The sequence below is a fragment of the Enterococcus sp. AZ067 genome (genome assembly GCF_051715005.1).
GTDB classification, from domain to species: domain Bacteria; phylum Bacillota; class Bacilli; order Lactobacillales; family Enterococcaceae; genus Enterococcus_D; species Enterococcus_D casseliflavus.
This window is the reverse complement of the sequence record NZ_JBIOSY010000001.1, coordinates 1,974,768-1,989,210: the sequence shown is the minus strand read 5'-3', so window position 1 is coordinate 1,989,210 and position 14,443 is coordinate 1,974,768. Positions and strand designations below refer to the sequence as shown.

Genomic DNA, 14,443 nt, shown 5'->3' with positions numbered 1-14,443 from the left:
CCCATGAAAAATCAATGGCGTGTTATCGTTGGTATTTTACTGATTTTAGTGATCGTTTTATTTGCCGTTGCAAACAATATGACTGTCCCGATCAACTTTGGCTTCACAACGATTCAATCGCCACTGATCTTAGTCATTATTGGTTCTGCTTTGTTAGGCGCATTGATTTTGCTGCTGGTTTCCACAAGCGCAATGTTCCGCCAAAAAAAAGAACTAAAGCAATTGAGAAAAGAGCTTTCAGATTATCGTTCGAATAACGAGAAGGTTCTCCAAGAACAACGAGAAGCTTTGGAACGGGAATACACGAACAAGCAGGCGGAGTTAGCGGCAAGACAGCAGCAGCTCGATGATCAAGAAGCCCAGCTTTCCTCACGTGCTGCGGGCGCATCCACGCCACCAACGATCGATGAGGAAATGAAGTCTTTTGAATCGCAAGCCTAAAAGAACGACGTTTCACAAAAAAAGAGTTTGCTAGTGCAAGATTTGCTGCAAGCTCTTTTTTTTTGTGTTGTAAAACGAGTGCTGTTTCTCTCGTTGTTTTTCTTTTTTGCATAAACTTTGCTATAATATCCTAGTTAGGAGTGATTTGGTGAAACGTGCAAATTTTCACTGGGTGCGTCCGCAAGAAAGCGAAACGACCCCAGTATTTAAAGAGCTGATCCAAGAAAGAAAGATCCCTGAGCGGATCGGCGCGTTGCTATGGCAGCGAAATATTCGAACAGCAGAGGCGCTCGATGCTTTTTTATCAACGGACCTGCAATATCTTCATGATCCGTTTTTATTTCATGATATGGCTAAAGCCGTGGAACGAATCCATGAAGCGATTCTAAATGGCGAACGAATCTTGATTTATGGTGATTACGATGCGGATGGGATTACGAGCACTACCGTGTTAAAGGAAACGTTGGAATTGCTAGGGGCGGAAGCTGAGTATTATTTGCCTAATCGTTTTACAGATGGATATGGGCCCAATCTAACTGTCTATCAAGATAAAATTGCAGCAGGGGCGCAATTGATCATCACCGTCGACAATGGGGTGTCTGGTCATGAGGCGATTGCTTATGCTCAAGGACAAGGAGTTGACGTGATCGTCACAGATCACCATGAACTACCTGCAGAACTACCGGAGGCGTTTGCTATTGTCCATCCCCGTCACCCTCAAGGAAATTATCCTTTTGGTGATTTGGCTGGAGTCGGCGTTGCATTTAAAGTGGCTTGCGCTTTGTTAGAAGAAGTGCCAGTGGAATTGCTTGATCTTGTTGCGATTGGGACGATCGCTGATATGGTTTCTTTAACCGATGAGAATCGGCTATTAGTCAGCAACGGGTTGAAAATGATTCAGCAATCGGATCGCATCGGACTGAATGAGTTGCTGTCAGTCAGCGGTTTAAAAAAACAAACAGTCAACGAAAAAGATATTGGCTTCGCCGTTGGACCACGATTAAATGCGATCGGTCGTTTGGAGGACCCCAATCCGGCTGTTCGCTTGTTGACTACCTTCGATGAAGAAGAGGCAGTCAGCTTAGCCCAAACCTTAGATACGATCAATCAGCAGCGAAAAACCTTTGTTGAAGAAATCATGAAAGAAGCACAAGAAAAAATCGATTCTGCGAATCATGTTCATTTGGTGGTGGGAGATCATTGGCACGAAGGCGTTTTAGGGATCGTGGCAGGACGAATCATGCAAAGTACAGGACAACCAGTAATCGTTTTGACCAAAAAAGAAAATGGCTTAGCCAAAGGGTCGGGAAGAAGCATTGCTGCGTTGAATCTGTTTGAAATGCTGTCGACGATGAAAGATATGTTTACTAGCTTTGGCGGCCATCATGCAGCAGTTGGATTAAGTATCCCCATCGATCATTTAGATATGCTGCAAGCCCAAATGAATCGTTATGTTGAAGAAAATGGCATTGACCTCAGTCAGGGCATCCCATTAGCGATCGATGAGGAGCTACCGTTAACAGAAGTTTCGATCAGTTTTATTGAATCATTAAAAGTCTTAGCGCCTTTTGGAACGGACAACCCCTTACCGAAATTTTTATTTTCTAATCTGATGACTCAAAATGCTCGCCAGATTGGTTCAGAAAATCAGCATTTGAAGTTAGTGATGAGCGATGAGTCTAACACGCAGCTGGATGTCATTGGGTTTGGTTTTGGAAAAGATTTAGTAGCGTTTGAAAACGACCGCTTATCGATCGTTGGTCAGCTTTCCATCAATGAATGGAATGGCAACAAAAAACCGCAGCTCATGTTGGATGATTTTGCAGTGGAAGGGATTCAGCTATTTGATTATCGTTCGAAAAGAAGCCGTCAAGGTGTCTCTCTGGGCAGTCAAACACTAGGCGTTCTTTTCAAGCAGAAACTTCCTCGGGAATTGCAAGGCTTTTGTGGGCAAACCACCATATTTGACTCAGTTACAGCCTTGGAAGATACTTTTCGTGCTGGTCAGTTCCAAGAGATTGCATTTTTAGATTGTCCTGCTGACCTTGCAGTGATCAAAGAGATCGTTCAAGCACTCCAGGCGTCAAGAGTTGCTTTTGTTTTCTACTCGACAGAAGATGCTTATTTAGATGGGGTAGGGACAAGAGAGCAATACAGTCGTCTCTTTCAACTGATCAAACAGCAGCCTCGTTTGGACATTCGTTACAAACTAAAGATGGTCGCTGACTATCTAAAAATTCCACAAAAATTACTTATTTTCATGATTCAGGTGTTTTCTGAGCTGGAATTTGTTACAATACAAGATGGTGTTTTGAATAAAACTGCTGATCCTGTTTCCCGTCCATTGACGGAGAGTCATTTGTATCAGCAACGACAAAAACTGATCAAAACAGAAGAATTTTTATTAATGAGTGATTTATCAACCCTTCGTCAGTGGTTGACAGTCTAGGAGGAAAGAAAATGGATTTAAAAGAGTATATTGCTAGTATTCCTGATTATCCCCAAGAGGGAATTATTTTTCGGGACATCTCGCCATTGATGGCAGATGGAGAAGCGTATCGGTATGCGACACAACAAATCGTTGAGTATGCACAAGAAAAAGGCATCGATATGGTGGTAGGACCTGAAGCCCGCGGCTTTATCGTTGGTTGTCCAGTTGCCTATCAATTAGGTGTCGGCTTTGCCCCAGTACGTAAAAAAGGCAAATTGCCACGGGAAACGATTGAAGCAGAATATGAAAAAGAGTACGGTGTGGATGTCTTGACGCTGCACGCCGATGCCATCAAACCAGGTCAACGTGTCTTGATCTGTGATGATCTACTAGCAACTGGCGGAACGATCAAAGCAACGATCGAACTCGTAGAAAAACTAGGTGGCATCGTTGTTGGCTGTGCCTTCTTGATCGAACTGATGGATCTACATGGAAGAGACAAGATCCAAGGTGTCGAAATCAAGACGTTAATGGAATACTAAAAAAGCAGAAACAAAAAAGGACTCGCTGGAGTCCTTTTTTGTTTCTGCTGCCTTATGGGCGTATGTAGGGGAAGGATCATGGTTCATAACGATAAAAATCATGATCGTGATAATAATGGCGGTTACGTTTGCGCTCTGCTTGGCGGAATTTCTTTTCATCCCAAAGCATGAACCAAAGCATCATTAGAGGGCAAAAAATCAGAACAGCACTTAAAACGCCAAAATAGCCAATAACAATTCCCATCAATAATACCCACAACATAAAACCAAATCGACGAACTGCTTTCATCTCATTCACTCCTTAAATAATACGAACTTATGTTTGTATACTTATTATACGAATGTTTGTTCGCTTTGTAAAGAGGAAAGAAAAAAATCTTCGTAAAAACGAAGATTTTCTAGTCAGCTCGTTGAGCATCAAAGCAGATGGCGATACAATCCAACAACCAATCCTAAAATCGTTACGTCAGGCAAAATGATTGGTTCTAAATAATCATTTTCTGGTTGTAAACGAATGTAATTCTTTTCTTTATAGAATCGTTTGCACGTAGCTTCGTCTTCATCTGTCATAGCAATCACGATGTCGCCATTTTGAGCACTTTGTTGTTTACGAACGATTACTTGATCACCGTCGAGAATGCCAGCATTGATCATACTTTCTCCTCGGATCGTCAACATGAATAAACTTCCTGTGCTATTCGCTAAATCTGGCGGAATCGGAAAGAAATCGGATGCATCTTCCACGGCTAAAATCGGTTCTCCAGCAGTTACGACACCAAGCATCGGAATGGATGCTGGTTGAACATCGATTTTTTCAAGACCGGAAGCAGTTAATTCAATGGCTCTGGGTTTTGTAGGATCTCGTAAGATCAGCCCTTTTTTTTCAAGTCGGGACAAATGGCCATGAACAGTTGAGGTAGAAGATAACTGAACGGCTTCGCCAATTTCGCGAACAGTCGGCGGATAGCCTTTTTCAGTGACACGTGTATGAATGAACTTAAGAATTTCGATTTGTCGATTTTCTGTTCGTTTTGCCAAAACTGACACCTTCTTTCATTTGATAACCTTAGTGTACCATAGCTATATCGATTATTCAAACAAATGTTCGCTTTTTGTGCTATTGTTTTTGCTCGCTAGTTTGTAGTAAAATCAAGAGGGAAAAGGAGGAACAACTATGCTATCTCAAGAAAAATTAGCTCGAATCAATGAACTTGCCAACAAGAAAAAAACAGAAGGATTGACTGAGGCTGAGACCCACGAACAAAAAGTTCTGCGTGAAGAGTATTTAACCGCCTTTCGTGGAGGGATGCGACACCATATCGAAGGAATGAAAATCGTTGACCCTGAAGGTGCTGATGTGACACCAGAGAAGTTAAAAGAGATTCAAAAGAAAAAAGGTCTCCACGGCAGATAATTGTGAATTCCTTTTCATTGCTATTGAAATAAGCTTCTGAATCACGTATAATGAAAGATGTAATAAAGGTAAAAAAAACCTAAATTAGGAGGAACTACCATTGTTTGATAAAATCGATCAATTAGGAGTGAACACCCTTCGTACATTAAGTATCGAAGCCGTACAAAAAGCCAATTCAGGACATCCAGGATTACCGATGGGGGCAGCACCCATGGCCTATGCCTTGTGGACGAAACACTTGAAAGTCAATCCAACGACTTCTCGCAACTGGGTGGATCGTGACCGTTTTGTTTTGTCTGCTGGACACGGTTCGGCGTTATTGTACAGCTTGTTGCACGTGTCTGGCTACGATGTGACCATTGAGGATCTAAAAAACTTCCGTCAATGGGATAGCCGCACGCCAGGGCATCCAGAAGTCGATCACACAGACGGCGTGGAAGCAACCACTGGACCTTTAGGACAAGGGATCGCCATGGCAGTCGGTATGGCAATGGCCGAAGCCCACTTGGCTGCAACCTACAATCGCGACAAGTATCAAGTCATTGATCACTATACCTACGCTTTATGTGGCGATGGCGACTTGATGGAAGGTGTTTCGCAAGAAGCTGCATCCATGGCTGGTCACATGAAATTAGACAAACTGATCGTCTTGTACGATTCAAATGACATCTCCCTAGATGGCCCAACTTCAAAAGCCTTTACAGAAAATGTCGGTGCGCGTTTTGAAGCGTATGGCTGGCAACACATTCTCGTTGAAGACGGCAATGATTTAGAAGCGATCTCGAAAGCGATCGACGAAGCAAAAGCTGAAAGCGACAAACCAACCTTGATCGAAATCAAGACTGTGATCGGATACGGTGCGCCAAATCAAGGCACCTCTGCCGTTCATGGTGCGCCGATCGGTGCCGAAGGCATTTCTGCAGCCAAAGCGATTTATGGTTGGGAATACCCAGAATTTACCGTACCTGAAGAAGTTGCCGCGCGCTTCAAAGAAACCATGATCGATGAAGGGCAAAAAGCTGAAGCAGCTTGGAACGAAACCTTCCGTGCCTATGAAGCAGCCTACCCAGAACTTGCTGCGCAATTCAAACAAGCCTTTGCGGGTGAATTGCCAGCAGATTGGGATGCAGCATTACCAAGCTACGAAGTTGGCAGCTCACAAGCTAGTCGAGTATCTAGCAAAGAGATGATCCAAGCCTTATCCAAAGCCGTCCCTAGTCTCTGGGGTGGATCGGCTGACCTTTCTGGATCCAACAACACGATGGTGGCAGCAGAAAAAGACTTTGAACCTGGCCAATACGAAGGCCGCAACATTTGGTTTGGCGTCCGAGAATTTGCGATGGCGGCAGCGATGAACGGCATCCAATTGCATGGCGGTACGCGAATCTATGGCGGAACCTTCTTCGTCTTCGTTGATTACTTACGTCCAGCGGTGCGCTTGTCTGCGATCCAGCATGCACCTGTGATCTATGTCTTGACGCATGACTCCGTGGCGGTGGGAGAAGATGGACCGACGCATGAGCCAATCGAGCAATTAGCCAGCGTCCGTTGCATGCCAAATGTCCAAGTGATTCGTCCAGCAGACGGCAATGAAACCCGTGCTGCCTGGAAATTGGCCATGACAACAACGGATAAACCAACGGTCTTAGTCTTAAGCCGACAAAATCTACCAGTGATTGAAGGCACGCAAACCGGTGCGGATGAAAATGTCGCAAAAGGTGGTTACGTGATTTCAAAACAAGCTGGTGAAACACCAGCGGGGATTTTGATCGCCACAGGTTCTGAAGTGAATCTTGCGGTTCAAGCACAAGCTAAATTGGCAGAAGAAGGCATCGATGTATCGGTGGTCTCCTTACCAAGCTTTGATCTGTTTGAAGCACAAAGCTCAGAATACAAAGAAAGCGTCTTGCCAAAAGCAGTGAGGAAACGGGTAGCGATCGAAGCAGCTTCCCCATTTGGTTGGGAACGTTACACCGGTTGCCATGGAAAAGTGATCGCGATCGATCATTTCGGTGCATCCGCACCTGGTGACAAAGTCTTAGCGGAATTCGGCTTCAGTGTTGAGAATGTCGTGAATACTTTCAAATCAATCGATTAATTGATCGACAATCAATCAAAAATAGCACGTTCGAGAATCTTTTCGATTTTCGAGCGTGTTTTTTTGTCTGGATCCTTGCCACTTTAAAAGTGTTAGAGTGACTTATTTAAAGTAATAGTGGCTAAGATTTCCAAAAAATGGTTGTACCGCAAGGCACAAGCATTTGTGAATAGTAAGAGGGAGTCGATAAAATAGCAATCTAATAGTTTTTTAAAAAACTTCTCAGTGGTTAGCAAACCAAGTGGGATACCTGTATAGTTTTTTTAAAGTCTTTTGCTGTGTGTAAAGTGAACATTGTTTGCACTGTTAGATGTTTTTCCGTATAATAGCTGTATTGATTTATTTGAAAAAACGTACAGTTACTGGAGGAAAAAAATGGGAAGTTATCAAACAAGAAGTGAAAGACATCATCAACCAAAGAAGACGATAAAAAGACCTACTAAAAAGGCGGTGGTCTCTTTGATGGGGGCAGGAATGATGTTAGCGCCAATGACGGTCACTTTCGTTCCTCAACAGGTACAAGCTGCTGAGAATCAATACGCGACGCAGGACATCTCAGGTTTTATTGAGCAAATTGGCTGGTCAGCACAAGATGTTGCTGCCAACAATGATCTCTATGCTTCTGTGATGATTGCTCAAGCGATTTTGGAAAGCGGCTATGGTTCTTCCGCGTTATCCAATGCACCCTATTACAATTTGTTTGGGGTCAAAGGCAGTTACAACGGACAAAGTGTCTATATGCCTACACAAGAGTATTTGAATGGTCAGTGGGTAGAGATGAATGAACCGTTTCGTCAATATAACTCTTACTGGGAATCGTTTCAGGATCATGCGAATGTCTTGCGCAGCACGAGTTTCGCGACAGGAACTGCTCATTACAGTGGTGTTTGGAAAAGCCAAACAACCTCATTTTATGATGCAACGAATTACTTGACGGGGCGATATGCTACCGATCCAGGGTATGCACAAAAACTGAACTGGTTAATTGAAACGTATCAGCTCACACGCTTTGATACTGGGACAACGCAAAGTACCGCATGGACAAGTACAACGAGCACGACTAGCACCAGTACTACGCAAACTACAACGACGACTCAGGTAAACAGCGGATCTACAGCGCAGAGCTATCACGTTGCTTCAGGCGATACACTTTGGGATATCGCTAATAAATTTGGCACAACGGTCGACGCTCTAATGGCAACAAATGGGTTATCTAGTGAGGTCATTGTTGTTGGCCAAGAATTAATCGTTTAATTATCTGATACCGCCTTAAGAATGATTGCTCTAAATGGCATCATTCTTAAGGTTTTTTTGTAATGGAAAAACAAAATCAAGAAAGTGAATACAAACAAATATAAAAAAATAAGAAAAAAATTGAAATTGCTTACTTTTTATTCGCAACTCGGGGTTATTTTAGGTAGAATGGAAGAATAAGAACGGGAGGGATTTTCAATGACAAAAATCTATCAATCGGTCAATGAGTTAGTTGGGCATACGCCAATCGTCAAATTAAATCACATCGTAGAAGAAGGTTCTGCGGATGTGTATCTGAAATTAGAGTTCTTCAATCCTGGGGGAAGTGTCAAGGACAGAATTGCTTTAGCCATGATTGAAAAAGCAGAAAAAAATGGCTTGTTAAAAGCTGGTGATACCATCATCGAACCAACATCTGGGAATACTGGGATCGGCTTAGCCATGATCGGTACGGCAAAAGGCTATCGTGTCGTGCTGGTTATGCCAGAAACCATGAGTATTGAAAGACGTAAAATTGTTCAAGCTTATGGCGCAGAGTTGATTTTGACCCCTGGGTCTGAAGGAATCACTGGTTCTATCAATAAAGCAAAAGAATTAGCAGAACAAGACGGCTATTATATGCCATTACAATTTGAAAACCCAGCCAATCCAGAAGTCCATGAAAAAACGACAGGGAAAGAAATTGAGGATGCGTTTGAATCTAAAGGGTTAGACGCTTTTGTTGCTGGGATCGGCACAGGTGGCACGATCACTGGTGCGGGGAAGGAATTGAAGCGCGTCTATCCTAATTTGAAGATCGTGGGCGTTGAGCCTGCAGAATCAGCTATTTTAGGAGGTGGCAAACCTGGTCCCCATAAGATCCAAGGGATCGGCACGGGATTTGTTCCTAAAGTACTAGACACTGAGATTTATGATCAGGTGATTGCCATCGCTAGTGAGGATGCCATGGAAACTGCGCGTCAAGTTGGGATGAAAGAAGGAATCTTAGTAGGAATTTCTTCTGGTGCAGCGATCAAAGCGGCATTAGAGGTTGCTAAGGACTTAGGAAAAGGCAAAAAAGTCTTAGCGATCGTACCAGATAATGGTGAACGCTATTTGTCTACGGCACTGTATCAGTTTGAAGACTAGCAAAGAGGGGGAAAGCAGGCATTCGTTTGTCTGCTTTTCTTTCTCGAAAAACTGAGGGAAGACGGGCTGGGCAAATGCGTTATTCCTTTAAAAAAACAAGGAAAGCTGTTTGAATTTTTAGGTTTTACATAGTATGATAGGTAAGATAAGAGAAATGGAGGAACTCCTGTGAGTACGATCTACGATGAAGCGATCAAACGATTAAAACATGAAAATATTCGTATTACACCGCAGCGAGTAGCGATATTAGAATTTTTAGCCAGTCACGATGCCCATCCGACCGCTGAAGAGATTTATCGGGCGATCGAAGTTCATTTTCCTGGTATAAGTGTCGCAACGGTATACAATAACTTACGTTTGTTCACAGAAATTGGCTTTGTAAAAGAAATGAATTATGGAGATGCCTCCAGTCGTTTTGATTTTACAACGGAGCCTCATTATCATGCTATCTGCCAAAAGTGTGGAAAGATCGCTGATTTTTACTATCCAGGATTGGAAGATGTCGAAATGGCGGCTTCGAAATTAACTGGGTATCAAATAAATAACCATCGACTAGAAGTTTATGGTCTATGTCCTGAATGCCAAGTGAAAGAGGAGGAAACAAAATGAAGATAATTTCTACAGATCAAGCACCACAAGCAATCGGTCCTTATGTTCAAGCAAAAATCGCAAACGGCTTTTTGTTTGCTTCTGGTCAAGTGCCATTAGATCCTGTTTCGGGGGAAGTTGTCGGTACGACGATTGAAGTACAGACTCAGCAAGTATTGAAAAATATCAACGCGATTCTTGAAGCGGCGGAACTTACGCCAGATGACATCGTTAAGACGACATGTTTTTTAAAAAATATGAATGATTTCGTTCCTTTCAATAATACGTATAGCACATTGTTCAATGAAGCGTTACCTGCACGTTCTGCTGTCGAAGTTGCTCGCTTACCAAAAGATGTTTTGGTTGAAGTTGAGATCATCGCAGCAGTCAAAGAAAAAGCGTAACCAACAAAGAATCGTGGGACGTCCGCATTTGCGTCGTCCCCTTTTTATTGATTCGATCCTGATAGGAAGAATCTTAATGTTTCAAGTGAGCCAAGGAGAAGAGGATGTAGTATGGTTTCGTTAAAGGAATATTTGGCAAAAGGGCAAACGACGATTTCAAATTTGCTTTTAGAGAATTACCATCATCTTGGTTTGACGAATGATGAATTTTTGTTATGGCTGCAACTGTATCGCAGCCATGAGCAAGGCAATGATTTTCCAGATTTACGTGAGATCGCCTCGGTGATGGGCAGCGACCAAAAAGAGATCTATCATTGGTTGAATCAATTGCTGAAAAAAGATGTGCTGCGAATGGGTTCTAAAAAAGACGACGCAGGAAAAATGGTTGATTATTATGATTTCACTGGCATTTATGAACGGCTCGAGTTTCTTTTGCAGCAGCAATCCAAAAAAGAAGTCGCTGAAACAAATGAAGAGAAGATACGCGAGTTGTATCGCTTATTTGAAGGAGAATTTGGTCGCCCCTTATCGGCGATCGAATACCAACGGATCGGGCAGTGGTTGGATGAGGACCACTATGATCCCGAGCTGGTCCAGTTTGCTTTGCGAGAAGCGGTCTTGAATCAAGCGTATAGTTTAAACTATATCGATCGTATTTTGCTTTCGTGGGAACGCAAGAATATTACCTCAAAAGCGCAAGTAGAAGAAGAGCAAAAAAGAAGAAAAAAACAGTTTCTTCAAAATGAAACCACGCCACAAGAAGATGGCCCAATGCCCAAAATCCCTATGCATAATTGGTTAGAAGGAGAGTAAGATACAAGGAGTTTAATTCGTCCAATGATCAGTAAAGAAAAAACAATGACTGCGATAGAAATAATGTATGAGATGTTTCCTGAAGCACATGGAGAACTAGTGTCAAAAAATGCCTTTGAATTGCTGATTGCTGTCATTCTAAGCGCACAGGCAACGGACGTGTCAGTTAATAAAGTGACACCGGCACTTTTTGAAGCATATCCAACGCCGCAGGCTCTCAGCGAGGCGCCGTTAGAAGACATTATTGAAAAAATCAAATCGATTGGCCTCTATCGAAACAAAGCGAAAAATATCAAAGCTTGTGCCTCTGAATTGTTGCTGCGTTTTGGAGGCGAAGTGCCTCAAACCAGAGAAGACTTAATTTCTTTGCCAGGTGTCGGCAGAAAAACAGCGAACGTCGTTCTTGGCGATGCATTTGGCATTCCAGCAATCGCTGTCGATACGCATGTCGAACGGGTATCAAAAAGGCTGCGCATCTGTAAACTAGACGCCAACGTATTAGAAGTCGAACAAACATTGATGAAAAAGATTCCAGATACGTTGTGGGTCAAAACGCATCACACGTTAATTTTCTTTGGTCGTTATCATTGCACAGCACGGGCACCTAAGTGTGAGGTTTGTCCATTGTTGACAATGTGCCAAGAAGGAAAACTTCGGATGAAGGGGAAGAAAACCATTTAATGGTGAACATAAACCAAAAGTAACTAGGATCAAGACGCTAAGCGAAATCGCTTAGCGTTTTTTTTTTTTGCACAAATTGATAAAAAAAACAGGTAATTAACGTAATACCCTTTATTAAAGCCCTTTCAAGTAACTGGAAAAACATAAGCTTACTGAATTTTTTTGATTACACCACTCAAAATTAGGTGTTTTTTCACAAAGAGATCGTGTGAGGGATGATGCTCGATGCGAAATGAACCTTCCGATACGCCTTTTTTTTGAAACTATTTGTAAGCTTAGTATGATGGGCTTCTTTCGCACAGTTTTTACCCTTTCTTTTTATAAAACTGCTTATTTTTAGTCAATAAAACGTAAAATTAATAAGAAAATTCACCTATTGGTGAAAAATAGTATTTCAAATCTGTGAAAATCATCAGTATAGTGAACTTTGTCAAAGGTTATAAGTCTTTCTCTGCTATTTTACGAATGACAGAAAAAGCGTTGCACAGTTCAAATGATTCTGTAACGATCTCAAAATCATTTTTTGTTAACGGGTCTTAGACAAACGCAGTTTTGAAAAGATCACTTATAAGATGTGGCAAGTATAGAGGAGGAGGGAGAATGAAAGGAGAAAAGGTATGGAAATTAGTTCGTATGGTTCTGTTTTGCACTCTTTTTTATGGGATAACTATTTCTACGGCAGCGGTGAATGCTCAGGAAGTGCAGTCGGTTGAAACAGAAAGCTCTGTGCTTTTTACCGGTGTTTATGAGCCTATTGGGCAACCCGAACCAGCACCGCCAGCAGGCCCTACAGAGAATATCTCGCCACCAAACGAGGTAGCAAAACCAGGTGGTATTTTACCAAAGACCAACGAGACAAGAACTTACGGCGTAATCTTACTTGGATTACTGCTCGTACTGGTTGTATTGTATGTGCAATATACCAAACATCGATCAAGATTTATGATGGTTAAAAAGAAAAGACAAATAATTTGAAAGCAGGGATGAATTTGAAATTCGTACGATTTGCATCGGCAGCTGTTTTAGCTGCAACTTTATTTACTATTAGCGCGCAAGCCTTCGCTACTGAAAGTGTAACAAACCATGATACAGAAGGGAAAGTTCTCTTTGTACCAAACGATAGCGAAGCGACAGTGGTTCAACCACCAAATCCTGGTCCTAATGGTCCAGATGTAGAGATCAATCCAGTCGGCCCGGAAGGACAAACGGGACCATTGACGATTGCTTACGCACCTACGCTTAATTTCGGTGAGCAAGTGATTTCTAATACCGATCAAGAATATAAGCTAGTGGCTGAATTACACAAGCTAAAAGACGCGGAAGATAGTGAAGAAAGAGTTCCATATGTTTCATTTGCTCAAGTCCAAGATACGCGTGGGACAAATGCTGGTTGGGACTTAAAAGTTTCCTTAAGTGCTTTTGAATCAGGAACACAGAATAATGAACTGACTGGAGCAAGAATTCGTTTTAATTCGCCAAAATTGGAATATAACGGAAGCAACCAAGAAAATGAACCACAAATTCATGCGGATGGATTGATTTTAGATGCTACAAATAGTGAGCGTTCGGTTCTGACCGCTGCTCAAACAAAAGGTGCTGGCGTATCGTCAGTCGTTTGGGGCGATCAGGAAGAAATCAATCGACAAGTGGAAGCAGGCGCAGAGGTTGTTGAAAATGCTGGAATCGAGTTACTTGTTCCTGGATCAACAGCAAAAGACGCTGCTCTTTATGAAGCAACCCTTACTTGGACATTGGCTGCAACAGCTGGACCGGACGGAGAAACGGTTCAATAACTTAGTTTTGTACTGAATAAAAAAGAAAGAAGGAACTAGAAATGAAAAAGATTCGTTTAGCTACGGTCGCTGTATTATCCACCACTTTACTAGCAGGAGGCGTTCAAGCCTTTGCCCAATCTTCATTAGAAACGACTACCGATAACGTTGTAGGATTTACCTCAGACGGAAGCGATCTAACAGTGGTACAACCGCCAGTCGTGCACCCAGAAGTAGAAACGATCGAACCAACACCGCCAGGACAAACGGGTCCATTTACCATTGCTTATGCACCACAAACATTTGATTTTGGTCAGAATGCTATTTCTACCAGTGATCGTTGGTATTCGATCGTTGCTGATGAGCGTAATTTGGCTGATCAATCAGGTACGACACCGTATGTATCGTTTGCCCAAGTACAAGATACCCGAGGAACGCATGCTGGTTGGACATTAAATGTTAGTCTAACTGATTTTACTTCTGAATCAGGGGATGTCTTGACTGGGGCAAAAATCAAGTTGGCAAACCCTGAGATCGTGTTCAACAAAGGTGAGGGTGATCGAGACTTACAGCCAAGTGCCGTTATCAATAATGAAGAACAAAATGCGTTGATCCTAGATGTCAACGATCAAGACATTCCTGTCATGCGTGCTTCGGTCGGTCAAGGCGCGGGCGCTTCATCGATTTACTGGGGAGATCAAGAAAAATTGACGGAACAAAATCTTAATAAACAAGAAGGCGAAATTATCAGAAATGATGATATTCAACTATTTGTACCAGGCTCTACCACGCAGCTAGCAACTAACTATACTGCGGAAATGACATGGACGCTAACTGCTTCTGTTGATAGTAGTGGCGAAACAGTAAATCCGTAAGA

General features: G+C 42.5%; 16 protein-coding genes. 14 read left to right on the top strand and 2 right to left on the bottom strand.

The genetic code is table 11. The features are described 5' to 3' along the window. The first annotated feature begins 3 nt into the window (after positions 1 to 3). From IGI82_RS09395 to IGI82_RS09385, 3 genes are all read left to right on the top strand, one after another. Complete coding sequence (locus IGI82_RS09395; RefSeq protein ID WP_005226169.1) at positions 4 to 441, top strand: lipopolysaccharide assembly protein LapA domain-containing protein; 438 nt, start codon at positions 4 to 6, stop codon at positions 439 to 441. A 148-nt stretch (positions 442 to 589) separates the two neighbouring features. Then, the gene (recJ, locus tag IGI82_RS09390) at positions 590 to 2,890 is read left to right on the top strand and encodes a single-stranded-DNA-specific exonuclease RecJ (RefSeq protein ID WP_438842098.1); all 2,301 of its coding nucleotides are present in this window, start codon (positions 590 to 592) and stop codon (positions 2,888 to 2,890) included. An 11-nt stretch (positions 2,891 to 2,901) separates the two neighbouring features. Further along, positions 2,902 to 3,414, top strand: coding sequence for an adenine phosphoribosyltransferase (locus IGI82_RS09385; RefSeq protein WP_005226167.1), 513 nt, complete (start codon positions 2,902 to 2,904; stop codon positions 3,412 to 3,414). Positions 3,415 to 3,490: 76 nt separating this feature from the next. On the opposite strand, the gene IGI82_RS09380 is transcribed toward IGI82_RS09385, so the two are convergent. Together IGI82_RS09380 and lexA are read right to left on the bottom strand one after the other, a co-directional pair. Then, positions 3,491 to 3,703, bottom strand: a complete 213-nt coding sequence (locus IGI82_RS09380; protein WP_005236082.1) for a hypothetical protein — start codon at positions 3,701 to 3,703, stop codon at positions 3,491 to 3,493. 128 nt (positions 3,704 to 3,831) lie between these two features. After that, a complete protein-coding gene (lexA, locus tag IGI82_RS09375) occupies positions 3,832 to 4,452 on the bottom strand; it encodes a transcriptional repressor LexA (protein WP_005226165.1) in 621 nt (206 codons plus the stop codon). 136 nt (positions 4,453 to 4,588) lie between these two features. Here lexA and IGI82_RS09370 point away from each other — a divergent pair, with 136 nt between their 5' ends. The 11 genes from IGI82_RS09370 (at position 4,589) to IGI82_RS09320 (ending at position 14,441) form a co-directional block, all read left to right on the top strand. Next, positions 4,589 to 4,828, top strand: coding sequence for a DUF896 family protein (locus IGI82_RS09370; protein WP_005226164.1), 240 nt, complete (start codon positions 4,589 to 4,591; stop codon positions 4,826 to 4,828). Between the two features lie 100 nt (positions 4,829 to 4,928). After that, positions 4,929 to 6,926 carry a transketolase gene (tkt, locus tag IGI82_RS09365; RefSeq protein WP_087627539.1) on the top strand — a complete coding sequence of 666 codons (1,998 nt, stop codon included), beginning with the start codon at positions 4,929 to 4,931 and terminating at the stop codon, positions 6,924 to 6,926. Between the two features lie 375 nt (positions 6,927 to 7,301). Further along, positions 7,302 to 8,180, top strand: a complete 879-nt coding sequence (locus IGI82_RS09360) for a glucosaminidase domain-containing protein (RefSeq protein WP_016609285.1) — start codon at positions 7,302 to 7,304, stop codon at positions 8,178 to 8,180. A 198-nt stretch (positions 8,181 to 8,378) separates the two neighbouring features. Beyond that, positions 8,379 to 9,308: a cysteine synthase A gene (cysK, locus tag IGI82_RS09355; protein WP_005226159.1), complete on the top strand. Its 930-nt coding sequence runs from the start codon at positions 8,379 to 8,381 to the stop codon at positions 9,306 to 9,308. 168 nt (positions 9,309 to 9,476) lie between these two features. Continuing rightward, a complete protein-coding gene (locus IGI82_RS09350) occupies positions 9,477 to 9,917 on the top strand; it encodes a Fur family transcriptional regulator (protein WP_005226158.1) in 441 nt (146 codons plus the stop codon). Next, complete coding sequence (locus IGI82_RS09345) at positions 9,914 to 10,300, top strand: RidA family protein (protein ID WP_015509753.1); 387 nt, start codon at positions 9,914 to 9,916, stop codon at positions 10,298 to 10,300. Before IGI82_RS09350 ends, IGI82_RS09345 begins: the two co-directional genes overlap by 4 nt. 111 nt (positions 10,301 to 10,411) lie before the next feature. Further along, positions 10,412 to 11,113: a DnaD domain protein gene (locus IGI82_RS09340; protein ID WP_010748401.1), complete on the top strand. Its 702-nt coding sequence runs from the start codon at positions 10,412 to 10,414 to the stop codon at positions 11,111 to 11,113. 24 nt (positions 11,114 to 11,137) lie between these two features. Further along, positions 11,138 to 11,794 carry an endonuclease III gene (gene nth / locus IGI82_RS09335; RefSeq protein ID WP_005226155.1) on the top strand — a complete coding sequence of 219 codons (657 nt, stop codon included), beginning with the start codon at positions 11,138 to 11,140 and terminating at the stop codon, positions 11,792 to 11,794. Between the two features lie 600 nt (positions 11,795 to 12,394). Then, on the top strand, positions 12,395 to 12,769 hold the full coding sequence (locus tag IGI82_RS09330) for an LPXTG cell wall anchor domain-containing protein (RefSeq protein ID WP_005226154.1): 375 nt from the start codon (positions 12,395 to 12,397) through the stop codon (positions 12,767 to 12,769). A gap of 14 nt (positions 12,770 to 12,783) precedes the next feature. Beyond that, a complete protein-coding gene (locus IGI82_RS09325) occupies positions 12,784 to 13,587 on the top strand; it encodes a WxL domain-containing protein (RefSeq protein WP_015509752.1) in 804 nt (267 codons plus the stop codon). A gap of 41 nt (positions 13,588 to 13,628) precedes the next feature. After that, positions 13,629 to 14,441, top strand: a complete 813-nt coding sequence (locus tag IGI82_RS09320; RefSeq protein WP_005226152.1) for a WxL domain-containing protein — start codon at positions 13,629 to 13,631, stop codon at positions 14,439 to 14,441. The last annotated feature ends 2 nt before the right edge of the window (positions 14,442 to 14,443 follow it).

Excerpts from the sequence above, each read along its gene's own strand:
- IGI82_RS09395 (WP_005226169.1), top strand. The coding sequence starts at position 4 with ATGAAAAATCAATGGCGTGTTATCGTTGGTATTTTACTGATTTTAGTG.
- IGI82_RS09385 (WP_005226167.1), top strand. The coding sequence starts at position 2,902 with ATGGATTTAAAAGAGTATATTGCTAGTATTCCTGATTATCCCCAAGAG.
- IGI82_RS09380 (WP_005236082.1), bottom strand. The coding sequence starts at position 3,703 with ATGAAAGCAGTTCGTCGATTTGGTTTTATGTTGTGGGTATTATTGATG.
- IGI82_RS09370 (WP_005226164.1), top strand. The coding sequence starts at position 4,589 with ATGCTATCTCAAGAAAAATTAGCTCGAATCAATGAACTTGCCAACAAG.
- IGI82_RS09360 (WP_016609285.1), top strand. The coding sequence starts at position 7,302 with ATGGGAAGTTATCAAACAAGAAGTGAAAGACATCATCAACCAAAGAAG.
- cysK (WP_005226159.1), top strand. The coding sequence starts at position 8,379 with ATGACAAAAATCTATCAATCGGTCAATGAGTTAGTTGGGCATACGCCA.
- IGI82_RS09345 (WP_015509753.1), top strand. The coding sequence starts at position 9,914 with ATGAAGATAATTTCTACAGATCAAGCACCACAAGCAATCGGTCCTTAT.
- IGI82_RS09340 (WP_010748401.1), top strand. The coding sequence starts at position 10,412 with ATGGTTTCGTTAAAGGAATATTTGGCAAAAGGGCAAACGACGATTTCA.
- nth (WP_005226155.1), top strand. The coding sequence starts at position 11,138 with ATGATCAGTAAAGAAAAAACAATGACTGCGATAGAAATAATGTATGAG.
- IGI82_RS09330 (WP_005226154.1), top strand. The coding sequence starts at position 12,395 with ATGAAAGGAGAAAAGGTATGGAAATTAGTTCGTATGGTTCTGTTTTGC.
- IGI82_RS09320 (WP_005226152.1), top strand. The coding sequence starts at position 13,629 with ATGAAAAAGATTCGTTTAGCTACGGTCGCTGTATTATCCACCACTTTA.